This window comes from Burkholderia sp. SJZ089 (genome assembly GCF_007828315.1).
Lineage (GTDB): Bacteria > Pseudomonadota > Gammaproteobacteria > Burkholderiales > Burkholderiaceae > Burkholderia > Burkholderia gladioli.
Window position 1 is genome coordinate 184594 of record NZ_VIUM01000007.1, and the last position, 22879, is coordinate 207472.

23 protein-coding genes are annotated in these 22879 nt (G+C 69.2%); 10 read left to right on the forward strand and 13 right to left on the reverse strand.

The genetic code is table 11. The annotated features are described in order from the left end of the window. Nucleotides 1–35 precede the first annotated feature (35 nt). From FB600_RS15215 to FB600_RS15230, 4 genes are all read right to left on the reverse strand, one after another. Nucleotides 36–1271 (reverse strand): MFS transporter, encoded by a 1236-nt coding sequence (locus FB600_RS15215; RefSeq protein WP_145757007.1) that lies wholly within the window; start codon nt 1269–1271, stop codon nt 36–38. A 381-nt stretch (nt 1272–1652) separates the two neighbouring features. Beyond that, a complete protein-coding gene (locus tag FB600_RS15220; RefSeq protein ID WP_105820467.1) occupies nt 1653–2783 on the reverse strand; it encodes a branched-chain amino acid ABC transporter substrate-binding protein in 1131 nt (376 codons plus the stop codon). A 23-nt stretch (nt 2784–2806) separates the two neighbouring features. Continuing rightward, a complete protein-coding gene (locus FB600_RS15225) occupies nt 2807–3910 on the reverse strand; it encodes an ornithine cyclodeaminase (RefSeq protein ID WP_105820460.1) in 1104 nt (367 codons plus the stop codon). 95 nt (nt 3911–4005) lie between these two features. Then, the gene (locus FB600_RS15230; protein ID WP_145757006.1) at nt 4006–5043 is read right to left on the reverse strand and encodes a histone deacetylase family protein; all 1038 of its coding nucleotides are present in this window, start codon (nt 5041–5043) and stop codon (nt 4006–4008) included. 117 nt (nt 5044–5160) lie between these two features. On the opposite strand from FB600_RS15230, the gene FB600_RS15235 reads away from it, so the two are divergent. From FB600_RS15235 to FB600_RS37210, 3 genes are all read left to right on the forward strand, one after another. Beyond that, nucleotides 5161–5649, forward strand: coding sequence for an Lrp/AsnC family transcriptional regulator (locus FB600_RS15235; RefSeq protein WP_096752044.1), 489 nt, complete (start codon nt 5161–5163; stop codon nt 5647–5649). Between the two features lie 70 nt (nt 5650–5719). Continuing rightward, nucleotides 5720–6265 carry an ureidoglycolate lyase gene (locus tag FB600_RS15240; protein ID WP_096752045.1) on the forward strand — a complete coding sequence of 182 codons (546 nt, stop codon included), beginning with the start codon at nt 5720–5722 and terminating at the stop codon, nt 6263–6265. 159 nt (nt 6266–6424) lie between these two features. After that, on the forward strand, nt 6425–6688 hold the full coding sequence (locus FB600_RS37210) for a hypothetical protein (RefSeq protein WP_155296514.1): 264 nt from the start codon (nt 6425–6427) through the stop codon (nt 6686–6688). 34 nt (nt 6689–6722) lie between these two features. On the opposite strand, the gene FB600_RS15250 is transcribed toward FB600_RS37210, so the two are convergent. The 3 genes from FB600_RS15250 to FB600_RS15260 form a co-directional block, all read right to left on the reverse strand. After that, nucleotides 6723–7103 carry a hypothetical protein gene (locus tag FB600_RS15250; RefSeq protein ID WP_373421852.1) on the reverse strand — a complete coding sequence of 127 codons (381 nt, stop codon included), beginning with the start codon at nt 7101–7103 and terminating at the stop codon, nt 6723–6725. A gap of 208 nt (nt 7104–7311) precedes the next feature. After that, nucleotides 7312–7611 carry an AzlD family protein gene (locus FB600_RS15255; RefSeq protein ID WP_096752047.1) on the reverse strand — a complete coding sequence of 100 codons (300 nt, stop codon included), beginning with the start codon at nt 7609–7611 and terminating at the stop codon, nt 7312–7314. Continuing rightward, nucleotides 7604–8350: an AzlC family ABC transporter permease gene (locus FB600_RS15260; RefSeq protein WP_145757005.1), complete on the reverse strand. Its 747-nt coding sequence runs from the start codon at nt 8348–8350 to the stop codon at nt 7604–7606. Before FB600_RS15260 ends, FB600_RS15255 begins: the two co-directional genes overlap by 8 nt. 115 nt (nt 8351–8465) lie before the next feature. On the opposite strand from FB600_RS15260, the gene FB600_RS15265 reads away from it, so the two are divergent. Continuing rightward, nucleotides 8466–8936 (forward strand): Lrp/AsnC family transcriptional regulator, encoded by a 471-nt coding sequence (locus tag FB600_RS15265; RefSeq protein ID WP_036055274.1) that lies wholly within the window; start codon nt 8466–8468, stop codon nt 8934–8936. 39 nt (nt 8937–8975) lie between these two features. On the opposite strand, the gene tam is transcribed toward FB600_RS15265, so the two are convergent. Beyond that, the gene (gene tam / locus FB600_RS15270; RefSeq protein WP_145757004.1) at nt 8976–9755 is read right to left on the reverse strand and encodes a trans-aconitate 2-methyltransferase; all 780 of its coding nucleotides are present in this window, start codon (nt 9753–9755) and stop codon (nt 8976–8978) included. Between the two features lie 249 nt (nt 9756–10004). Between tam and FB600_RS15275 the strand changes: the two genes are divergently transcribed. After that, nucleotides 10005–10904 carry a LysR family transcriptional regulator gene (locus tag FB600_RS15275; RefSeq protein WP_098151388.1) on the forward strand — a complete coding sequence of 300 codons (900 nt, stop codon included), beginning with the start codon at nt 10005–10007 and terminating at the stop codon, nt 10902–10904. Between the two features lie 77 nt (nt 10905–10981). Here the strand turns inward: FB600_RS15275 and FB600_RS15280 are convergent, their stop codons facing one another. Together FB600_RS15280 and FB600_RS15285 are read right to left on the reverse strand one after the other, a co-directional pair. Further along, entirely contained in the window at nt 10982–12634 is a 1653-nt protein-coding gene (locus FB600_RS15280) for an NRAMP family divalent metal transporter (protein WP_096752050.1), read from the reverse strand. Between the two features lie 534 nt (nt 12635–13168). After that, nucleotides 13169–13417, reverse strand: coding sequence for a hypothetical protein (locus FB600_RS15285; protein WP_124076605.1), 249 nt, complete (start codon nt 13415–13417; stop codon nt 13169–13171). Nucleotides 13418–13664: 247 nt separating this feature from the next. Between FB600_RS15285 and FB600_RS15290 the strand changes: the two genes are divergently transcribed. Then, complete coding sequence (locus FB600_RS15290; RefSeq protein WP_145757003.1) at nt 13665–13886, forward strand: hypothetical protein; 222 nt, start codon at nt 13665–13667, stop codon at nt 13884–13886. Between the two features lie 191 nt (nt 13887–14077). Continuing rightward, the gene (locus FB600_RS15295; protein ID WP_409995225.1) at nt 14078–15466 is read left to right on the forward strand and encodes a carbohydrate porin; all 1389 of its coding nucleotides are present in this window, start codon (nt 14078–14080) and stop codon (nt 15464–15466) included. 37 nt (nt 15467–15503) lie between these two features. On the opposite strand, the gene FB600_RS15300 is transcribed toward FB600_RS15295, so the two are convergent. The 3 genes from FB600_RS15300 to FB600_RS15310 form a co-directional block, all read right to left on the reverse strand. After that, nucleotides 15504–16679: a GDSL-type esterase/lipase family protein gene (locus FB600_RS15300; RefSeq protein ID WP_096752053.1), complete on the reverse strand. Its 1176-nt coding sequence runs from the start codon at nt 16677–16679 to the stop codon at nt 15504–15506. A gap of 133 nt (nt 16680–16812) precedes the next feature. After that, nucleotides 16813–18951, reverse strand: a complete 2139-nt coding sequence (gene katG, locus FB600_RS15305; protein ID WP_105829460.1) for a catalase/peroxidase HPI — start codon at nt 18949–18951, stop codon at nt 16813–16815. Further along, on the reverse strand, nt 18941–19246 hold the full coding sequence (locus FB600_RS15310; protein WP_145757001.1) for a hypothetical protein: 306 nt from the start codon (nt 19244–19246) through the stop codon (nt 18941–18943). Before FB600_RS15310 ends, katG begins: the two co-directional genes overlap by 11 nt. A gap of 257 nt (nt 19247–19503) precedes the next feature. Between FB600_RS15310 and FB600_RS15315 the strand changes: the two genes are divergently transcribed. The 3 genes from FB600_RS15315 (at nt 19504) to FB600_RS15325 (ending at nt 22824) form a co-directional block, all read left to right on the forward strand. Beyond that, on the forward strand, nt 19504–20424 hold the full coding sequence (locus FB600_RS15315) for a LysR family transcriptional regulator (RefSeq protein WP_036028691.1): 921 nt from the start codon (nt 19504–19506) through the stop codon (nt 20422–20424). A 301-nt stretch (nt 20425–20725) separates the two neighbouring features. Continuing rightward, nucleotides 20726–21508 carry an ABC transporter substrate-binding protein gene (locus FB600_RS15320; RefSeq protein ID WP_013691573.1) on the forward strand — a complete coding sequence of 261 codons (783 nt, stop codon included), beginning with the start codon at nt 20726–20728 and terminating at the stop codon, nt 21506–21508. 200 nt (nt 21509–21708) lie between these two features. Continuing rightward, complete coding sequence (locus FB600_RS15325; RefSeq protein ID WP_145757000.1) at nt 21709–22824, forward strand: succinylglutamate desuccinylase/aspartoacylase family protein; 1116 nt, start codon at nt 21709–21711, stop codon at nt 22822–22824. Nucleotides 22825–22879: the final 55 nt, after the last annotated feature.

Below are 22879 nucleotides of genomic sequence, written 5' to 3' on the forward strand. Positions count from 1 at the left end.
GCGAGGAGCGCGCCATGGCCGGCGCGCCCCTCGCCTCACATCGGCTGGGCCGGGTGATGCTCGGGATGCCGGCGCATGTCGACCACCGCCCAGTGATGCACGGCCAGCCCGCAGATCGCCAGCAGCGCGCCGACCCAGCCCGTCGAGGACCAGCCCATGCCGGCGTCGATGGCGAGGCCGCCGAGCCAGGCGCCCAGCGCGTTGGCGATATTGAAGGCGGAATGGTTGAGCGCGGCGGCCAGCGTCTGCGCGTCGCCGGCCACGTCCATCAGGCGCGTCTGCAGGATCGCGCCGAGCGCCATCACGGTGCCCACCAGCAGCACGTTGATCGAACCCGCCACCGCGTAGTGCGCGGTGAACCAGAACGCGCCGGTGACCAGCACGGTCCAGACCAGCACGTATCGCGCGGTGCGATCGAGCGCGCGATCGGCGAAGCGCGCGCCGAGCAGGTTGCCGGCCACCGTGCCGATCCCGAACAGCGCCAGCACGATCGGCACCGCGGCCACCGGCAGGTGGGCGAGCTCGGTCATGGTGGGCTTGACGTAGCTGAACACCGAGAACAGCCCGCCGAAGCCGATCGCGCCGGTGGCGAGCGTGAGCAGCACCTGCTTGCGGCGCAGCGCGCCCATCTCGCGCAGCGGGTTGGCGGCCGCGTCGCCGGGCATGAAGGGCACCCAGCAGCGCACCAGCACGGCGGTCAGCGCGCCGATCGCGCCGACGATCGCGAAGGCCGCGCGCCAGCCCAGCCATTCGCCGATCGCCGCCACCATCGGCACGCCGAGCAGGGTCGCGATGGTCAGCCCGAGGAACACGCTGGCCACCGCCTGCGCGCGCGTCTCGCGCGGCACCAGCCCGGCCGCCACCAGCGCCGCGACGCCGAAATAGGTGCCGTGCGGCAGCCCGCTCAGGAAGCGAGCCGCGGCCACGCCGGCGAAACCCGGCACGATCGCGCTGGCGAGATTGCCGAGCGCGAAGAACAGCATCAGCGCGATCAGCAGCGAGCGGCGCGGCCAGCGCGCGCCGAGCACGGCGAACACCGGCGCGCCGATCACCACGCCGAGCGCGTAGATGCTGATCAGGTAACCGGCGCTCGGGATCGACACGCCCAGGTCGCCGGCCGCGTTGGGCAGCAGGCCCATGATCACGAATTCGCCGGTACCGATGCCAAAACCGCCCACGCCGAGCGCGAACAGGGCGCGACGCGTGTGCCGCGGGGAAAGCTCGGCGGAAACGGAAATGACGTCGCCGGCGACGTCGGAACTGCCAGACATAGGGAATCCAGGACTGAAACACGGGGTTGAAGAAGGACGCGCGGGCGGGACGGACACGCCGGGGCGCAGCGATGCGCGAGGTCGGCACTGTACACGAGGCGGGTGAGATCCGCGTGTCAGGCGGCCGGGCTCGAAGGAAGGACGCGCGCCAGGCGCTCGGGGCTCGCGGCGGCTGCACCTTGCCGGGGCAGCGACGGCGGCGGCGCGCCCCCGACGCCCGGTCATCGAGCGTCACACTTTGCCAGCGACGTGGCGGGCAAGGAAATGCTTTTTATCGATGGATCAATCTGTGGGATCGATCAATCGGAAGCGGCACGTCGGATCGCGCCGATTCACGGCATGCGCGCCGCCCGGATCGATCCCGCGCGGCGCGCATTCCGCCTACAGCTTCACCACGTCGAGCAGCACCTTCCTGCCGTCGCGATAGGTGAACATCGAGATCGCGCCGTGCCTGAGATCGCCCTGCGCGGTGAAGCTGGTCTCGCCGATCACGCCGTGATGATCGGTGGCCGGCATCGCCGCCAGCACCTTGGCGGGATCGGTCGAGTTGGCGCGCTTCATGGCGGCGACGATGATCTGCACGGCGTCGTACGAGAACGGTGCATACACCTGCATCGGCTGGTGATAGCGCGCCTCGTACTTGCGCGCGAACTCGGCACCGCCCGGCATCTTCTCCAGCGCCATGCCGGCCACCGAGCAGACGATGTTGTCGGCCGCCGGCCCGGCCAGCTTGATCACGTCGGTCGAACACACGCCGTCGCCGCTCAGGATCTTGCCGCGCAGGCCGAGCTGGCGCGCCTGGCGCGTGAACGGCCCGCCCGTCGCGTCCATCCCGCCGTACATCACGGCATCGGGATTCTCGCCCTTGATGCGGGTGAGGATCGCGCGGAAGTCGACGGCCTTGTCGTTGGTCGCGTCGCGCGAGAGCACCTTGATGCCGGCCGCCTGCGCGGCCTTCGCGAACGAATCGGCGAGGCCCTGGCCGTAGGCGGTGGCGTCGTCGACGATCGCCACCGTCTTCACGCCCATCGCCCTGGCCGCGTAGCTGGCAATCGCGGGGCCCTGCTGCGCGTCGGTGGCCACCACCCGGTAGGTGGTGCTGAAACCCTGCTGCGTGTAGCCGGGATTGGTGGCGGCCTGCGAGATCTGCACCACGCCGGCTTCCTTGTAGATGCGCGAGGCGGGGATCGAAGTGCCGGAGTTCAGGTGGCCGACCACGCCGACCACCTTGTCGTCGGCGAGCTTCTGCGCGACCTGGGTGGCGGTGCGGGGGTCGCCCGCGTCGTCCTGCGCATCGAGCTGCAGCGTCACGCGCCGGCCCGCGATGGTGAGGCCGCTCGCGTTGATCTCGTCGATCGCGAGCCGCGCGCCGTTCTCGCTGTCCTTGCCGAGGTGGGCCATGCCGCCCGTGAGCGGCGCGACGTGGCCGATCCTCACCACGTCGTCGGCCTGGGCGGCGCCGGCCGCGCACGACAGGGCCGCGACGGCCAGGGTGGTTCTCAGGTATGGCATCTTGTTGTCTCCCATCGGGCTGGTCATTGTCGGGTGATCGCCTCGGCGCGCGCCGCCGGCGCCGTCCAGTTCGCGGCATGGCGCTCGCGCGCGACGTCACGGGCCGGGATCGATGCGCTCGCGTGGCCATACAGATCCTTCGGATCGCGCAGGGCCGGCACCAGCTCGAGATCGGTGCCGATGCCGCGCTCGCGCGTGGCCGCGTGCAGGTAGCGCAGCGCCGAGAAATCCTCCAGCGCGAAGCCGACCGAGTCGAATACCGTCACCTGCGTCTCGGACTCGCGCCCCTTCTGCTCGCCGGACACGATGCGATGGAACTCGATCACCGGGAAGTCGGCCTCGAGCCGCTGGATGTCGCCTTCGATGCGCGTCTGCGGCTCGTACTCGACCACCACGCGCGCGCGGCGCAGCAGCTCGGGATCGAGCTCGGTCTTGCCCGGGCAATCGCCGCCGACCGCGTTGACGTGCATGCCGGCCTCGAGCATGTCGGCGCTCAGGATGGTGGCCTTGGTCTTGTCGGCGGTCACGGTGGTGACGATGTCGGCGCCGCGCACGGCCTCGGCGGTCGAGCCGCAGCGCACGATACGCAGGCGCCGGAACGGCGCGAGGTTCGCGACCAGCTTGTCGGTGGCGGCCGCGTCGACATCGAACACGCGCAGCTCCTCGATGCCGAGCAGCTCGTGGAAGGCGATCGCCTGGAATTCGGCCTGCGCGCCGTTGCCGACCAGCGCCATCGACACCGAATCGGGCCGCGCCAGGAAACGCGCGAACAGCGCCGAGGTGGCGGCGGTGCGCACCGCCGTGGTCAGCGTCATCTCGCTCAACAGCAGCGGATAACCGGTGGCGACCTCGGCCAGCACGCCGAAGGCCATCACGGTCGGCAGCTCGGCGCGCGTGTTCCCGGGATGGCCGTTCACGTACTTGAACGAGTAGTGGCGCGCGTCGGCGGTCGGCATCAGCTCGATCACGCCCGCGCTCGAATGGCTGGCGAGCCGCGCGGTCTTCTCGAAGCTGTGCCAGCGGCGGTAGTCCTGCTCGATATAGCTGGCCATCGAGCCCAGCACGCGCGCGATGCCCGCGTCCTGGATCAGTGCTGCAACATCGGCGACGTCGAGATATCGCGTCATGGTTCCTGCTCCTCCTGGTTGGCGGCTGCCGGGGCGCGCCCGCGCGAGCGGCGCGCGCTTCATGGGGCGGGCCCGCGTTCCGGGCCCGGGGCGCGTCAGGCGCGCGCCTCGAAACCCAGCAGCACGTTGACGGCGTTGATGCCGATTTCGTCGACCATGTAGCCGCCTTCCATCACGAACAGGGTCGGGATGCCGAGGCGCGCGATGATCCCGCCCACGCGCGGATAGTCGGCGGTGCGCAGGCGGAAATGGCTGATCGGGTCGTGTTCGAAGGTGTCCACGCCGAGCGACACCACCAGCAGCTCGGGCGCATGCCGCGCGATTCGCTCGCCGGCCTGTTGCAGCGCCCTCGCGAAGCCGTCGATGGCGGTGCCCCTGGGCAGCGGCAGGTTCAGGTTGAAGCCCTCGCCGGCGCCGCTGCCGCGCTCGTCGGCGTAGCCCGAGAAGTACGGGAAGGACACCGAAGGGTCGCCGTGGATCGAGACGAACAGTACGTCGTCGCGGGCGTAGAAGATGTCCTGCGTGCCGTTGCCGTGATGGAAATCGACATCGAGGATCGCCACGCGTTTCGCGCCGCGCGTGATGGCGCGTTGCGCGGCGATCGCCGCGTTGTTGAGGTAGCAGTAGCCGCCCATGGTTTCGTGGCCGGCATGATGGCCGGGTGGGCGGCACAGCGCGAAGGCCGAGCGCGCGCCTTCGCCGTCGAGCAGCGTGTCGACGCCGGTCAGCGCGCTGTTCGCGCTCGAGCGAACGGCCTCCCAGGTGCCGGCGTTGATGGGCGAGCCGGCATCGATCGAGAAGAAGCCGAGCTGGCCGTCGATGAAGGCCGGCATGCGCGCCGAGGGCAGGCCGCGTACCGGCCACACCAGCGGCAGGGCCTGGCAGTCGCGGCCGGTGGCGAGCCAGTCGCGCCAGGCGCGGGACAGGAAATCGACGTAGCGCGCGCTGTGGGCGCCCACGTAGCTCGACGGATCGTAGTCGCGCGGCGCGATCACGTCGCCGAGCGAGGTGGCGTTGACGCGCGCCAGCACCGTCTCGGCGCGCATGGGTTTCTCGAAGGATTCGGTGATCGCGCCGTCCTTCAGTTCGACGCCGCGGTGCAGGCCGTGGGCGCTGCTGTAGATGGTGAGCATGGAGGCAACCGGGTGAAAAGGCTGCGAAACAGTCTACGCATCCGGCACCGCAATGATTTTGCTTTCGCTTGCGCGAAAGTCTACACTTCCGGAAAAAACGCCTACTTATCGATTCCCATGAGCACAAATCGCCCAAAAACCGAAATGGATGCCGTCGATCGTTCCATGCTGCGTCTGCTGCAGGACGATGGCGCGCTGTCGAACGCCGCGCTAGGCGAGCAACTCGCGCTGAGCGTCACGCCTTGCTGGCGGCGCCGCAAGCTGCTGGAGGACCAGGGCGTGATCACCGGCTACCAGGCCAATATCGATCGCCGCGCGGTCGGCCTGAACCTGCTGGCCTTCGTGCACGTGCGCTTCCACATCCACTCGGACAACACCGCCGACGATTTCGAGGCGGTGATCCGCAGCCGGCCCGAGGTGCTGTCCTGCCACAAGATCACCGGCGATGCCGACTACCTGCTGGAGGTGGTGGCGGCCGACCTGGACGCCTACGGCGAGTTCGTCGAGCGCGTGCTGCGCCGCCAGGCCGGCATCGCCTCGATCCAGTCGAGCCTGGCGCTGCGCGAGGTGAAGTTCTCGTCGCGGCTGCCGATTCCGGAGGCTTGAGGGGCGCTTCGTCACGCCTCGATCCTCGCGCGAACGACTTCGCCCTTTTGTTTCGATCCTGGACCCTTCCATGCCCAGCTCCGCTGCCCAGTTGCGCCCGATCCGCCTCGAAACGCTCGACGCCGCCCGCTTCGAACCCTATGGCTGGAAGCTCGGCAAGCCGGTGCGCGCGGGCGGCGACACGCCGGCCTTCCTGAGCCCGGCTTCCGATTTCTGGCGCGAGCATCTGTTCGATGCCGGCGCCGGCGGCCAGCCCGAGATCCTCTGGGTGAGCTATCGCAATCGCGACATGCGGATCGCCTCGCTGGAACTGCATCGCGTGACGCAGCAGGCGATCGTGCCGCTCACCGCCCCCGTGGTGCACGTGGTGGCGCGCTCCGACGCGAGCGGCGCGCCCGATCCGGCCACCCTGCGCGCCTTCGGGATCCCCGTCGGCGAAGGTGTCTGCATGGCGCCCGGCACCTGGCACGCGACGCGCGTGCACGACCGCGAGGCGAGCTGCCTGATGCTGACGCGCGCCTCGACCACGCTCGACCTGATCGCGCATCTGAGCGCCGGGCAGCCGGCCGCCGAAAGCGAGATTCGCGCGATCGAGCCCTTGCTCGTCACGCTGTAGCTGCCGGGCTGACGCCCGGCAGCCGAGCGCGGTGCCTTACTTATGGCGCCGCGCGAACGACACCGGATACGCGGCGGAACGCGCCGTAATCATCGGGAAAAGACCAGCGAGGGCGGCCTCGCGCCGGGTGCCGATTTCGCGGCCGACCTGGCGCGCGCGATGAGCGCGGCCGATTCGCTCGGCGCCAGCACCGAGGCGGTGCCGGTCGAGGACGGCGTGATGGTGCGCAACTACAGTTGCCCGCTGGGCGGCGCGACGCGCAGCGCGCCCTGCGTCTGCAAGGCGCTGGCCGCCTTCTTCTCGGAGGCGACCGGCAACCCGGTGACGCAATGCTGCCTGCGCGGGGATCGGCTGATCTGCCAGTACCTGGTGCAGGTCAAGCCGGAACGCAAGGGCGCCACGCGGCGCAAGCGCGGCGCCTGAGCCGGCGCACCCGAAGCCGCCGGGTGCGAGATGCTCACTTCCCCTTGTCGTGCTCGGCCAGCCCGATCGCCTTGTAGTCGTAGGTCGGGTAGAACTCGGTGCGATACGCACCCCAGGCGGTGTCCTCGAGCACGCGGTTCACCTCGCGCACGCGCGAGGCCGGCAGGCGCAGCGTGATCACCTGTCCGATCCCCATCGCCACGTACCAGCTCACGACCTCCACGCCCGGCGGCGGAAACGCCTTGTAGAAACCCTGCTTCGCCAATTGCGCGTTCAACTCGCTGAGCGGGCGCGACTGGTCGTGCTTGAGGAAGATGGTCAGCAGGACCGCGTTGTCGGGCGTGGCGACCTGGCTGCCCACGGGCGGCGTGCCCGTGGGCTGGGCATGGCCGGCGGCGGGAAGCAGCGCGGCCATGGCGGCGGCGCCGAGGGCAAGCAGACGGATGCGGCGGTTCAATCCTGCAATAAACGGCATGTTCTCGCTCCTGGGTCGAAGCGGGCCGCGCGGGATACGCGGCCCGGGCGTCAGCCGGGCGAGCGTACACCCGATCGCTGTCATGAACCTGGCGCGTGGATGCCGGGGCGGTCACCCGTGGCTCGGTCCAAGCGCCCCGCGCGCGCCGTCAGCCCATCAGGTGCCGCAGCAAACCGGCGCTGGCGATGCCGATCAGCACCGTCGGCAGCAGGGACAAGCGCGTCGAGGCGAGCAAGGTGATGGCCAGCGCCAGCAGGTCGGCCGGGTCGCGCGCCACGAAGGCGGGCGCGATCACCGAGATCAGCACGCAGCCGGGCACGTTCTCCATCACGGCGCGCAGGCGCGGCCCCGGCGTGCGATCGCGCAGCGCCACGTAGCCGAGGATGCGCGTCAGGTAGGTGGAGGCCGCCATCAGCACGATGGTGACCAGGGTGGGCCAGTCAAGCATCGCGCGCCTCCATGCGCCAAGCCGCGATCGAGGCGGCCACGAGGCCCGCGCAGGCGCCGGCCGGCACGTACCAGGCCGCACCCGGCACCAGCCGGTAGACCACCGCCGCCACCACCAGGCTGACCAGCCAGGGATGGCAGGCGCGCACGCCCTTCCACATGCCGCGCAGCAACACCAGGAAGACGGCCGTGAAGGCCATGTCGAAGCCGTAGCGCTCGACATCGCCGAGCACCGGGCCGAGGCCGGCGCCCAGCGCCGTGAACGACACCCAGGTGCCCCACAGGCACAGCGCGATGCCCGCGTAATAGCGCATGCTGACGCGATCCGAGCGGCGCGCGCCGGCATCGGCCAGCGCCATCGCCCAGCTTTCGTCGCACATCAGGAACAGCGCGGCGAGCGCGCGCGGCAGCGGCACGTGGCGCAGCAGCGGCGCCAGCGCCGCGCCCATCAGGATATGGCGCGCATTGACCAGGAACGACATCGCGACGATCAGCGCGATATGCGGCGGCGAGGTCCACAGCCGCACGGCCGCGAACTCGGAACCGCCACCGAAATTCATGCCCGCCATCAGCGGCACCTCGAGCACGCTCAGGCCCTTCTGCGCCGCCTGTGCGCCGAGCACCAGCGCGAACGGAATGAAACCCATCATCACCGGCACCGCGGCCCGCATTCCGCGGGCAAATTCCGACGCGGCCACCGGCCCCTTCAATACAGCATCCGACGTAAGCAAACGACTCATCACTACCTCCTTGCGGGGTAGCATTCTCCGCCAAACGCCATGAAATCGGGTTGCGTAGTTGCCAGACAAACCAAATAATTTGGCACTGGATGCCAATTAATATGGAGATATTGGAATGAAAGGCCAATTCAAGCTCGATGCCATCGATCGGCGCATCCTGCAGGCGCTGCAGCGCGACGGGCGCATGCAGAACATCCGCCTGGCCGACGAGGTCGGGCTGTCGCCCTCGCCCTGCCTGCGGCGCGTGCGCCTGCTGGAGGAGGCCGGCGTGATCGAGAAGTACGTGGCGGTGGTGGATGCCTCGAAGGTCGGCAAGGCGCTCAGCGTGTTCGTGCGCGTCTGGCTCAAGGCGCAGGATTCGGACACGGTCGACCGTTTCGCCGACGCGGTGCGCCTGCTGCCCGACGTGGTGGAGTGCCACCTGATGGCGGGCGACTGCGATTTCCTGCTGCGCGTGGTAGTGGCCGACCTGGAGGAATACCGGCGCTTCCAGGCCGAGCACCTGACGCGGATCCCCGGCGTGCAGAGCGTCAAGACCGAGATCCCGACGCAGAAGATCAAGCTGACCTCGGAAATCCCGATGTGAGCGCGAGCGCGGGCGGCCGCGCTCGGGGGCCGGGTCGTTTCAGCGCGTCGCGACGATGAACAGGCGCGGGAACGGCAGCAGCACGGTGCCGTCCTCGTAGATGCGATAGGCATCCGCGATCGCCTCGCGATAGCGGGCCAGGAAGGCAGCCTGTTCCCGCTCGTCGAGCCTCGCCAGGAAGGGCCGCAGCGCGCTGCCCTTGAACCACTCGACCACCGCGTCGGCGCCGCCCTCGAGCTGGTGGTGATAGACGGTGCGCCAGACGTCGACACGCGCGGCCAGCGGCCGGAGCAGCGAGAAGTACCAATCCGCGCCGAAGCGCATGGTGCGTTCGGCGCCGCCGAGCTTCGCGGCCCAGGGGCCGTCGGCGGCCACCTCGCGCATGATGCGATGCGCGGGCTCGTCGAGGTTGTCGGGCATCTGCACCGCCAGCACGCCCCCCTCGGCGAGCTTGCCGAGCAGCTTCGGGAACAGCACCGGGTGGTCGGGCACCCACTGCAGCACCGCGTTGGCGAGGATCAGGTCGAATGGCCCCGGCGCGTCCCAGGCGGAAATGTCGACCTGCTCGAAGTTCAGCCGGGGCAGGCGCTGGCGCGCCGAGGCCAGCATGTCGGCCGAGCTGTCGAGGCCGCTCACCCGCGCTTGCGGAAAACGCGCGGCCAGCATCTCGGTGGAGTTGCCGGGGCCGCAGCCGATGTCGACCGCCTCGCGCACCGCGATGTCGGGCACCGCGAACAGCAGGTCGCGTACCGGGCGCGTGCGTTCGTCCTCGAACTTCCGGTACTGCGATGCGTAGTGTTGGTCGTGCCTGGTGCTCATGATCGGCTCCTGTCTCGGTGGATGGGAAGGATCGGCAAGCGGGCGGAGCATGCGGCAACGGCACGAACGAGGGGCTTCCGGCGGCATGATCGCCCTGTCTCGCGAACGCCTTCGCCATCTCGCCTCGGCCGCGCACCACCGGGTTCGCCGGATTCGATGGGCTGCAGTATAGTCGCGGCAAATCGGGCCGCGCATGCCCCGCGCGGCCACAATATTCATGACTGCCTGTCCTCAATCGCCGGAGCGCCCATGATCGGTCTCGACCTGCTCGCCTCGTTCGCCGCCGCGGCCCGTCACGCCAGTTTCGCGGCCGCCGCGCGCGAGCTGGGGCTCTCGCCGTCGACCATCGCCAAGAACATCGCGCGGCTCGAGGCGAGGCTCGGCGTGCGCCTGTTCCATCGCACCACGCGGCAGGTCACGCTCTCCAAGGAAGGCGAGGAAATCCACGCGCGCTGCCGGCTGATCCTGGAGGAAGTCGAGTCGCTGGAGACCGCCGCCATCGAGGCGCGCGGCGAAGTGCGCGGCACGCTGCGCATCGACATGCCGCTCAGCTACGGCAAGCAGGTGGTGATGCCGGTGCTCAGGCAGCTGCACGCGCGGCATCCTGCGTTGACGATCGACGCGCGCTTTTCCGATCGCACGGTGGACGTCGTCAAGGACGGGCTCGACGCCGCGATCCGGATCGGCCCGCTGGCCGATTCGAGCCTGGTGGGACGGCAGTTCGACGCGCAATACTTCTGCACCTACGCGAGCCCGACCTATCTCGAACAGCACGGCGAGCCCTCGTCACTCGACGAGCTCGGCGAGCACACCTGCCTGCTGTTTCGCGTGCCTTCGACAGGCCGCGAGCGCGCCTGGCATTTCCGCAGCGGCCGCCGCGAGCGCTCGCTCACGCCCGACAGCCGCATGCATCTCGGCGACGGAGAGGCCCTGATCGAGGCGGCCGTCGCCGGGCTCGGGCTGGTGCAGACGCCGCGCTACCTGGCCACCCGGGCGCTCGAGACCGGCGAGCTGGTCGAGGTGCTCAAGCGCCATCGCGCACCGCCGCTGCCGATCTCGCTGGTCTATCCCAGCCAGCGCCACGTGCCGCTGCGCGTGCGCGTGCTGCTCGACGCGCTGCTGGCGAGCCGCCGCGCCGCGCGCGCCTGATCGCGGCACGGCGCTGAAACAGGAAACGGCCGGCGCGCCCGCCGGGGTCGCGCTGGCCGTCCCTCATCGGCACGCGATCAGTTCAGCGCCGAGCGCACGATCTCGTAGCCGATCATCGCCACCGCCACCACCAGATAGCCGCGCAGCACCGCCATCCACAGCTTGCTTTCCATCGGCATCGAGGGCGCGGGCAGTTGCTCGATCGGCGCCATGCGCCAGACGCGCTTCTCCTCGTCGCTCCAGCGCTGCGCGCCGATCGCGCGCCGCGGGAAGCGGCTGTGGCGATAGAACCGCGTGCAGACGAAGCCGACCACGCCGAGCGCGCTGCCGCCCGCGAGGATGTCGACGATGGTCTCGCCGCTGATGTCGGGAAACACGGTGGCGGCGGTCAGCACGACCGACAGCATCACCAGCACCCACACGACCGCGCCGGTGAACAGGTTCAGCCACTTGCCGTTGCACCAGGGGCCGAGCACCGAGCGATCGTTGCAGAGCAGCAGCAGGAATACCGTCGCGCTGGGCAGCAGCACGCCGGCCAGCGCCTGCACGGCATTGGTCAGGAAGCCGAGGAAGGCGTCGCTCGACACCAGGGTGACGGTGGCGGCCAGCGCGATCAGGCCGGCGTAGGCGACATAGAACCACTTCGCCTGGTGCACCGGGCGATGCAGCGAATGGCGCACGCCGAACACGTCGCCGACCGCGTAGGCGGTGGCCAGCGAGACGGCCGCCGCGCCGATCACGCAGGCATCGAGCAGCGCGATCGCGAACACCGTGGCCGGGTAGCTGCCCACGTACTTGTCGAGCGCGGCGAGCACGGCGCCCGCATCGGTGAAGTTGCCGAACTCGGGCTTGCCGGCGTACATCGCCGCGCAGAAGCTGATCATCGCCACCGCGCCGATCATCACCAGGCCGATGCCGAGCCAGAGGTCGAGCTTCTCGTAGCGGCTGAAGGCCGGCGTGATGCGCTTGTCGACCACGTAGCTCTGCTGGAAGAACAACTGCCAGGGCGCCACCGTGGTGCCGACGATGCCGATCACCAGCAGCATCACGTCGGCCAGCTTCGAATGCGCGGGCCAGCCCGGCACCAGGAAGTCGTGCAGCATCCGCGAGGCGGGCGGGTGCACCGCGTGCAGCACCGGCACCAGCAGCAGGCTGCCGGCCACCAGCACCAGCGCGAAACGCTCGAAGCGCCGGAAGCTGCCGGTGCAGACCGCCGCGATGGTGATCAGCGCCGCGCCGATCACGCCCGGCACCTTCGGCAGGCCGAAATAATGCAGCGCGAAAGTGACGCCGATGAACTCGGTGACGATGGTCAGCGCGTTGAGCACGAACAGGTCGATCGCGCTGAACGCCCCCCAGAAGCGGCCGAAGCGCGCAAAGATCAGGCGCGCGTGGCCCACGCCGGTCACCGCGCCCAGCCGCGCCACCATCTCCTGGTTCACGTAGAGCACGGGGATCAGCAGCATCAGCGTCCAGAGCAGGGTGGTGCCGTAGTTCTGGCCGGCCTGCGTGTAGGTGCCGAACGCGCCGGCATCGTTGTCGCCGACCATCACGATCAGGCCGGGGCCGAGGATCGCCAGCAGGGTGCGCCAGCGCGCGAGCCAGCCCTTGCGCGGCGCGGTGTCGTGCCGCTCGATGGTGCCGAGCGCGCCGCGGATGTCGCCCAGATGGGCCTCGTCGAGGACCGCGTGGTTGGCCTGCGTCGGCGGGAATTGCGGGGAAGTGGACATGGGGTGTCTCGTCGAAAGGGCGCGACGACGCGAGCCGCATGCCGGGAATGCATGCCGCCTCGGGAGGTCGCGAAAACGATGGATCGATGGACGACGAAAACGGCATGCCCCGCACGCGATGACGGATGCGGATACGCAAGGCGGCAAGCCGCGGCGGGCTGCCGTTTCGGTCGTCGGATGGGCCGGCGCTGGCACGCGCCGGCCGGCGCCGGATCACGGGGATCAGCGCGGCTCGTCGTGGATCACTGTGCTGCGGGATATCGGCATGAAGCGGCGCGCGATATCGAACCCTCCCTTCGTATCGGCATCGATACGGGCGTGTTGATCCATACGGCCCGGGACGTCGCGAACGCAGGCATCCGGCAACGGACGTGCGTCGGCAACGGCTCGAGGCCGCACCAATGAGGGTGCACGGGAAGCAAGGGGAACTTCGGCGCGCACCGTCCTGCCTGCTGGCGGGACGGCGGCGAGATGGGAATCAGCGCGTGGAGTCCCGCCGGTCAGGCGGAAAGAGAGATCGGAGATCGACTACTGCTACTGTCCAAGATGGATGACCTTCAGTCGGAAAACGGGCGAATTCTGCGCGGTCGGATTCGAGGCGTCAACCGTCTTTCGCAGGATTTTTATTACGCCCTTCTTACGCGCTTCGTGCCGCCTTCGAGGCATGAAGCCGCCGCCGCGCGGCGCGCCGCCGACGATTCGAATATCCCCTGCACTGCGAAGCATTTTTTTGTTGCGCCGCGTGACGGACGCGGCATAGAATCCGCCCTGTCTCGAACCCAAGCCGATTCATCATGGAACCCCAGCCTAGTAGCGACAGTCGTTCGCCGGCCCTGCCCGGCGACCCCAGGACCAATACGCGCTAGCGCCTGCCTTTCCCGTAGCCGCTGCCCGTATTGACGGTGCAGCGCGCCTCCCCGGCCCGATCACGGCCGCCCCAGCACGCTCCCCTGCCTCGAACACCCGATGCGGCCTGCCCGCCTCGGCCATGGATCGCTTTCGCCCGACGCGGGCGAAGCGGAGGTGCATCATGTACGTGCAGCAATTCCTTTTCGTTTCGCATTCCTACTTTACCAACCGCGACGACGCGCTCGGCGGCTGCCTGCCGCCCGCCGCCGATCCGCGAGCCTATGCTGCCCCGGGCCCGGCGCCGGCGCCGCGCCGTCATCAAGCCGTATCGGAACCGGTGCAGGATTCCCGCCGGGCGGACAGGCAGGACGGCACCGCAGCCGACGCGCCCCGGCGCGACTGAATCCCGCGTTACGCGCCTCGCGGGCGCCGCAGCCGATTCATGCCCGCGATGTGCGACGTCCCCTCGTCGTCGACAACCACACTCCCTGCAAGCCGATGAAAACACTCGCCCTCAAGCAGTTGCCCACGCGTTCGCCGCGCGCATCCAAGCCCTTCGCTTCGGCCACGCCCTGCCAGCCTCGGCCGTTCGCGATGCTCGCCGCCACCGTCTCGATCCTCGCCGCCGCGTCGGCGCATGCGCAGGAGACGCCCGCCGCCGCGCCCGGCGGCGACGACGCCTCGCCTACCGGGCTCTGGCAACGCGCCGTCCTGTTCGGCGACATGGGCGGGCTGCGCCCCGCGCTCGACACGCTCGGCATCGCGCTGGCGCTGCAGGAAACCAGCGAATACTTCCGCAACGCCAGCGGCGGCACGCAGCGGATCGGCGCCTACGACGGCCTCACGCAAGGCACCCTCAGCGTCGATACCGGCAAGCTGTTCGGCCTGGCCGGCGGCACCTTCAATGTCAGCGCGCTGCAGATCCACGGCAGCAACCTCAGCGCGCGCGCGCTGGGCGCCCAACAAGCCGTCAGCGGCGTGGAGGCGAACGCGGGCACGCGGCTCTGGGAGCTCTGGTACGGGCAGCAGTTCGCGGGCGGCGCGGCCGACCTGCGCATCGGCCAGCAGAGCCTCGACCAGGAATTCATGCTGAGCCAGTACGCGAGCAGCTTCGCCAATGCCACCTTCGGCTGGCCGGTGCTGCCCTCGGTCGACATGCCCGGCGGCGGCCCCGCCTATCCGCTCTCCTCGCTCGGCGCGCGCCTGAAGCTCAAGCCGAGCCCGGCGATCACGGTGCTGGCCGGCGTGTTCGACGGCTACCCGGGCGGCAGCGCGCAGAACGACGCGCAGCAAGGCAACGCGCACGGCACGCGCTTCAACCTGCATGACGGCGCGCTATGGATCGGCGAGCTGCAATACGCGCTCAACCAGGCGCAGGGCGATGCGTCCGACGCCAGGCCGAGCGGCTTGCCCGGCACCTACCGGCTCGGCTTCTGGTATCTCTCGGGACGTTTCGACGATCCGCGCCAGGACAGCAGCGGCCTGCCGCTCGACTCGCCGGCCTCGAACGGCATCGCGCGAACGCATCGCGGCAACTACGGCGCCTACGCGGTGGCGGACCAGATGGTGTGGCGCTCGGCCGGCAACGCGGCGCGCTCGCTCGGCGTGTTCACGCGCGTGATGGGCGCGCCCGACAATCGCAACTCGGTGAGCTTCTCGGCGCAGGCCGGCATCGCGTTGAAGGCGCCGTTCGACGGCCGCGACAACGACACGGCGGGCCTCGCGATCGGCTACACCAACGCCACGCTGAACGTGGACGCCGCGGCCGGCGCGGCGCTCGGCATCGCCGGCGCGAAGCGCATCAACGAGACGGTGTTCGAGGCGACCTACCAGTACCAGGTCGCGCCATGGTGGATGCTGCAGGGCGACCTGCAATACATCGTGCGGCCCAGCGGCGGTTATTACCTGCCCGCGAACGGCGGCTCGGCGCGCAGGATCGGCAACGAGGTGGTGGCGGGCTTGCGCACCGTGGTGAACTTCTGAGTCGGGTCGTCGCCGGCGAGCCGCCGGCGATTCTCGCTCAACGGAATGCGCCGCCGCCCTCGAAGGCGCGAGCCACGAAGCGCTCGGCGATACGCCGATGCGCCTCCGCATCGGGATGTAGCCGGTCCGGCAAGGGCAGCTCGGCCTCGTCCTCGGCGCCGTACAGCGCGAGGCCATCGAGATAGTGCAGGTTCGGATCCGTGGCCGCGCGCTGCGCCACGATCCGCTGCAAGGCCTCGCGAATGAATTCGAGCGTCAGCTTGCCGGCCGCGCGCTCGCCCGGCTCGCCGGTGGCGCGAAACAGCACCTTGCCGCTGGCCAGTGCCTCCAGATCGAACGCGCCGGGGCCCGGCGTGCGCTCGTGGATCTCGCAATGGATCGGCGAGACCACCAGCAGCGGCGTGTCGGGATGGCCATCGCGGATCGTGTCGAGAAAGCCGTGCACGGCCGGCGCGAACGCGCGCTGGCGCATCAGGTCGGCGTTGACGAGGTTGATGCCGAGTTTCAGGCTGATCAGGTCGGCGCGCGTGTCACGCATGGTGCGTGCCACGAAGGGATCGAGCAGCGCGCTGCCGCCGAAGCCGAGATTGAGCAGGCTGACGCCGGCCCGCGCGGCGGCCAGCGCCGGCCAGATCGTCGAGGGGCTCGCCGCGTTCGAGCCCTGGCTGATCGAGCTGCCGTGATGCAGCCAGACGCGCCGGCCGTCGTCGCCGACCGGTTCGAGGGCGGCGTCGCTGCGCAGCGCCACCAGCAGCGTGGCCTCGTTGTGCGGCAGCCAGAGCTCGACGCGCTTGTCGTGCGTGGGCAGGCCGGCGAAGCGCAGCGTGGCGGCCGCGCCGGGTTCGTGGCTGGCCGCGCCCGTGCCGAGCGAGATCACCACGGTGTCGCCGCCCTCGGCGCTGGCCTGCGCGACCCGCGCGCCGTCCACCAGCAGGTCGTAGACACCGGGCGGCCGGGCCGGCACGCCGGCATAGCGATAACGCGTCGGCAGCGTATCGAGTTCGATCGCGCTGGCGCGGGTGCGGAACACCAGGCGCACGCCCGAGGGCTGCGCCTCGACCATCGCGAACTGCGCGTCGAGCCCGCGCGAGCGCGCCCAGGCCGGCAGGCGATGGACCAGCACGCCGCGCGCGGTGGTCTCGAGTTCGAGCGCGCCCTGCACCAGGGCGTCGGTGATCGGCGTCGCGATCGGCAGGATTTCGGCATTCGTCATCTCGTGGCTCCATCGATGGCGGCCCGGCGGCGCCAAAAGAAAACGGCCGATCTTGCGATCGGCCGTCCTCGGCTTCGATCCGGGCCAGTCGGCCCGGCGGATCATACGCTCACTTCACGCTCGCGAGACCGGATCAGCCCAGATCGAAACGATCCAGGTTCATCACCTTGGTCCAGGCCGCGACGAAGTCCTCGACGAACTTGCGCTTCGCGTCGCCGCTCGCGTACACCTCGGCCAGCGCCCGCAGTACCGCATTGGAGCCGAATACCAGGTCCGCGCGGGTGCCGGTGTACTTCACCTCGCCGCTCGCGCGGTCGCGCCCTTCGTACACTTCGGCGCTCGCGTCGGCAGCCTTCCACTCGGTACCCATGTCCAGCAGGTTCACGAAGAAATCGTTGCTCAGCACGCCGACGCGATCGGTGAACACGCCGTGCCGGCTGCCGTCGAAGTTCGCGCCAAGCACGCGCAGGCCACCGACCAGCACGGTCAATTCCGGCGCCGTCAAGGTCAGCAGTTGCGCCTTGTCGATCAGCAAGGCCTCGGTCGACGGACCGCCTTCCACGCGACGATAGTTGCGGAAGCCGTCGGCGACCGGCTCGAGCACCGACACGGATTCGACATCGGTCTGGTCCTGGCGCGCATCGACGCGACCCGGTGCGAACGGGACATCGATCTTCACGCCCGCGGCGGCCGCGGCCTGCTCGACGCCAACCACGCCAGCCAGCACGATCACGTCGGCCAGCGATGCCTTGCCCGACGCGGCCTGGATGGCCTGCAGCCTGGGCAGCACGTCGACGGCGGCCTTGTTGACCGCCCAGTCCTTCTGCGGCGCCAGGGCAAGCCGGGCGCCGTTGGCGCCGCCGCGCTTGTCGCCGCCGCGGAAGGTCGAGGCCGAGGCCCATGCGACCGACACCAGCTCACCGACCGACAGCCCCGACGCGGCGATCTTTTCCTTCAGATCGGCGATATCGGCGGCGCTCGGCTGGTGCGTGGCAGCCGGCAGCGGGTCTTGCCAGAGCAGGTCTTCCTTCGGGATTTCCGGGCCGAGGTAGCGTGCCTTCGGGCCCATGTCGCGGTGGGTCAGCTTGAACCATGCACGCGCGAAGGCTTCGTTGAACGCCTGCGGGTCGCCCAGGAAGCGACGCGAGATCTTTTCGAATTCCGGGTCGTAGCGCAGCGTGAGGTCGGTCACCAGCATCGTCGGCTTGCGCTTCTTCGACGGATCGAAAGGGTCGGGAATCAGGTCCGGCGCATCCTTCGCCTCGAACTGAATGGCACCGGCCGGGCTGCGCGTCTGCACCCATTCGTACTTGAACAGGTTCTCGAAGAAGTAATTGCTCCACTGCGTCGGCGTCTGCGTCCAGACCACCTCGAGGCCGGAGGTGATGGCGTCGGCGCCCGCGCCGCTGCCGAAGCTGCTGGTCCAGCCCAGGCCCTGCGTTTCGAGCGAGGCAGCTTCCGGATCGGCACCGACGTGGTCTGCCGAGCCCGCGCCGTGCGTCTTGCCGAGCGTGTGGCCGCCGGCGATGAGCGCGACGATTTCCTCGTCGTTCATCGCCATGTTGCCGAAGGTCGCGCGGATCGCCGGCGCCGCGGAAGCCGGATCGCCGCTGGCGTTCGGACCTTCCGGGTTCACGTAGATCAGGCCCATTTCGGTCGCGGACAGCGGATTGTCCTTGAGCGTTTCCGGATTGCGGTGCGACAGCCAGGCCTTCTCGTCACCCCAGTTCACGTCCAGGTCCGGCTCCCACACGTCTTCGCGGCCTGCCGCGAAACCGAAGGTGCGGAAACCCGAATTTTCCAGCGCGACATTGCCCGCCAGGATGATCAGGTCGGCCCACGAGATTTTCTGGCCGTACTTCTGCTTGACCGGCCACAGCAGACGACGCGCCTTGTCCAGGCTGACGTTGTCGGGCCACGAGTTCAGGGGTGCGAAGCGCTGCTGGCCGCGCCCCGCGCCGCCGCGGCCGTCGACCATGCGGTAGGTGCCGGCGCTGTGCCAGGCCATGCGGATGAACAAGCCCGCGTAGCTGCCCCAGTCGGCCGGCCACCACGCCTGCGAGTCGGTCAGGACCTTCTTCAGGTCGGCCTTGAGCGCACTGTAGTCCAGTTGCTTGAATTCCTTGCGATAGTCGAAACTCTCGCCAAGCGGATTGGAACGATTGGAATGCTGATTCAGCAGATCGACGCGCAGCTGCTTGGGCCACCAATCGCGATTGGTGGTGCCGCCGCCGGCCGAGTGGTTGAACGGACACTTCGCCTCATTCGACATCTGTATTCTCCTTGTTCGCTAACGCTTGCCCGGCTCGTGGGGGAGGAGGAGCCGGGAATGCCAGGTGCTCGTCAATCATCGTGCTGGTGAATACTAAACGCTGCATTTGCCAAGCGGAAATTGGATTATTTGATCGACGGGAATCGAAAAAACTAACACCCGGCATCTGGGACCCTGCAACCCGCACGTGCCGCGCAGCGTAGCCGCGCTTCATGTCGAAACGATGAGGGTCGAGGTTTTGCGGCAATGCATCAAGGCACGATCGATGGTGCAACGAAGCACGGACGTGCAGCATGACGGATCCGGCGAAATCGTGCCGCGAGGCGGGCGCGCCTGCCCGGCATTGCATTGCGAGGGGCAACAATCGCCGCAACAATGACGGCGTCGCGCGCCGCGATCATTGCTCGCCTCGATGCCCTGGCCGGCCGATCCGTCGCCGCTCGGATCGCCTCGCGTTGCGCTTGCCGCACGGCAATATGTTCCCGCGCGCAACCAAATCGCGGCGCGATGCGCCATGATGCTCGCATGATGTCTTCACTCCGGACCGCCTCGATGACCCGTATTCGCAATCCTCTTAATCTCGCGCAGTTGCAGGCCTTCGTGGCCGCCGCGCATCATCGCAGCCTGCGCGCCGCCGCGCGCGAGCTCGGCGTCACCCAGCCGGCGATCACGCACACGATCCGCGAGATCGAGCACGCGCTGAACGCCGAGCTGATGGTGCGCAGCGTGCGCGGCGTCGAGCTGACCGCCTGCGGCCATGCCCTGCTGCCGCGCGCCGAGCAGTTGCTCGGCGACATGCGCCGCGCGGTGGAGGCGGTCGAGCAGGTGAAGGGCGAAATGTCGGGGCGGGTGGCGGTCGCCACCATGCCCTCGATCGCGCTGACCGCGCTGCCGCGCGCGGTGCAGAAATTCCGCGCCACCATGCCGAGCGTGCAGTTGCACCTGGCCGAGCTGTCGGTGCCCGAGGCCATGACGCAGCTCGGCAACGGCACGCTCGACCTGGCCGCGATCCATCACATCCCGGCGCTCGATCGCGAGTTCGTGCAGACGCCGCTGCTGTCCACTGAATTCGTGATCGTGATGCGCGCCGGCCATCCGCTCGCCAAGGCACGCAGCCTCGCCGAGCTGCTCGACGCCGAATGGATCGTGACGGTGGACGCCGAGGATTTTCCGCACAGCGTCATGATGGCGATGTTCACCACCCACGGGCTGCCGCTGCCCCGCCGCCTGCTGCGCGCGCCCTCCTCGTTCTCGGTCACGCTCGGCCTGGTGTCGCGCTCGGACGTGATCGGCTGCTTCACCAAGCCGCTGGCCGAGATGGTCGCGCCGCTGGGAATCCGCATCGCCGCCATCGAGGAGACGCTGCCGAACTACGAACTGTCGATCCTGTCGCGCCGCGACCTGCTGCCGACGCCAGCGGTCACGCAGTTCATCGCCTGCCTGAAGCAGGCGGCGGCCGATACGCTGGGCTGAAGGCCGAAATACGAGCCATGCACTCGCGCGGTGCACGCGCTCGCGCCCAAACCGGTTTCGGCATCAATTACCGAAAGGTTTCTTACATTCTTCCGAAAAGCTCAACAAAACCCGCCCCTCGTGGGCGCGTCCCGCTATCCGGGCTTCCACTAGGCACCCGCTCGGCTTTTTGTCTTGATAATGTTCCGCGAACGCTCGTCCGCATCGGGCGGGCGTTTCCAGTCAGCCCGGCAGCAGCCGCACCGGGCGGAGCGCAATGCGGCACGACCGCGCGCAAACCACCGTACAACGAGGAGTCATAGTGAAAAAAGTTCTGGCGGCCCTGACGGTTGCCCTGCTTGCCGTGTCGGCAGGCGGCGCCTACGCAAAAGACTGGTCGACGGTCCGCTTCGGCGTCGACGCGAGCTACCCGCCGTTCGAATCGAAGGGCGCGGACGGCAAGCTGGTCGGCTTCGACATCGACCTGGGCAACGAAATCTGCCGCCGCATCGCCGCGAAGTGCGTGTGGGTCGAGAACGACTTCGACGGGATGATCCCGGCACTGAAGGCCCGCAAGTTCGACGGCGTGCTGTCGTCGATGTCGATGACGCCGCAGCGCGCCGAACAGATCGCCTTCTCGGCCAAGCTGTTCAACACGCCGACGCGCCTGGTCGCCAAGGACGGCGCCAAGCTGCTGCCGACCGCCGATTCGCTCAAGGGCAAGACGGTGGGCGTGGAGCAGGGCACGATCCAGGAAACCTACGCGAAGACCTACTGGGCGCCCAAGGGCGTGACGGTGGTGCCTTACCAGAACCAGGACCAGGTCTACGCCGACCTGCTGTCGGGCCGCCTCGACGCCACGCTGCAGGATGCCGTGCAGGCCGAGATCGGCTTCCTGAAGACGCCGCGCGGCAAGGGCTACGCGTTCGCCGGTGGCGACATCGACGATCCGAAGACGCTCGGCGAAGGCGCCGGCGTGGGCCTGCGCAAGGAAGACACCGACCTGAAGGCGAAGATCGACGGCGCGATCGCCGCGATGCGCAAGGACGGCACGTACGACAAGATCGCCAAGAAGTACTTCGATTTCGACGTCTACGGCAAGTAAATCCCGCCGCGACGCGGCAGCCGACGGGCCCTTCGGGGCCCGTTGTCATTGGCGCGGCAGGTGCCCGCGCGAGCGCGCGCCCGAGCCGCTCGGCCGGGATCCTCCGCCCGGCGCCCCCGCTTGCCGCGCGCAACGTACAATCGTCGTTTCCCCGTTCCTGACGACTCCGCTCGGCGGCCCAGGCCGCCCGCCCCCCGATCATGCAAACGCTGACCCATCCGCTGATTTCCCCCGCGCTCGGCACCGAACGCCACATCACCAGCTTCCATTACGGTCCGCGCAGCGGGAAGAAGGTCTATATCCAGTCGTCGCTGCATGCCGACGAACTGCCCGGCATGCTCGTCGCGACCCTGCTGCGCCGCCATTTCGCCGCGCTCGAGGCGGCCGGGCGACTGCGCGACGAAATCGTGGTGGTGCCGGTGCCGAACCCGATCGGCCTGTCCCAGCACGTGTTCGGCGACCATCTCGGCCGCTTCGAGCTGAACACCATGCAGAACTTCAACCGCAACTTCCACGACCTGGCCGCGCTGGTGATGCCGCGCATCGAGGGCCGGCTGAGCAAGGACGCGGCGCAGAACCTGCTGGCCGTGCGCGCGGCGGTGCGCGAGGCGCTCGACGAGCAGAAGCCGCGCACCGAGCTCGAATCGCAGCGGCTCGCGCTGCAGCGCCTGTCCTTCGACGCCGACGTGGTGCTCGACCTGCATTGCGACAACGACGCCGTGATGCACCTCTATACGAACCCCGATCTGTGGGAGGACGTCGAGCCGCTGGCGCGCTACCTGGACGCCCAGGCCTCGCTGCTCGCGCTCAATTCGGTCGGCAACCCGTTCGACGAGGTCCACAGCTTCTGCTGGTCGGAGCTGCGCGAGCGCTTCGGCAGCCGCTTCCCGATCCCGAACGGCGCGATCTCGGTGACGGTCGAGCTGCGCAGCGAGCGTGACGTGTCCTACGAATTCGCCGAGCGCGACGCGCAGGCGATCGTCGATTACCTGACCCTGCGCGGCTCGATCGACGGCACCCCGGCGCCGCTGCCGCCGCTGGCCCATCCCGCCACCCCGCTGGCCGGCACCGAGCCGCTGGTGGCGCCGGTATCGGGCGTGCTGGTGTTCCGCACGCCGGTGGGCATCGTGGTGGAGCCGGGCCAGGAGATCGCCGATATCGTCGATCCGCTGACCGACCGGGTGGTCACGCTCAAGGCCAGCGTGCGCGGCGTGCTCTACGCGCGCCAGGTGGTGCGCTTCGCCACCGCCGGCATGGAAGTGGCGCGGATCGCCGGCAATACGCCGTTCCGCAGCGGCTCGCTGCTGTCGGCCTGAGCTCCGGCGGCCTCCCGCGCCCGGGTTTGCCGCCATCCTCGGCGGCCGCGATACA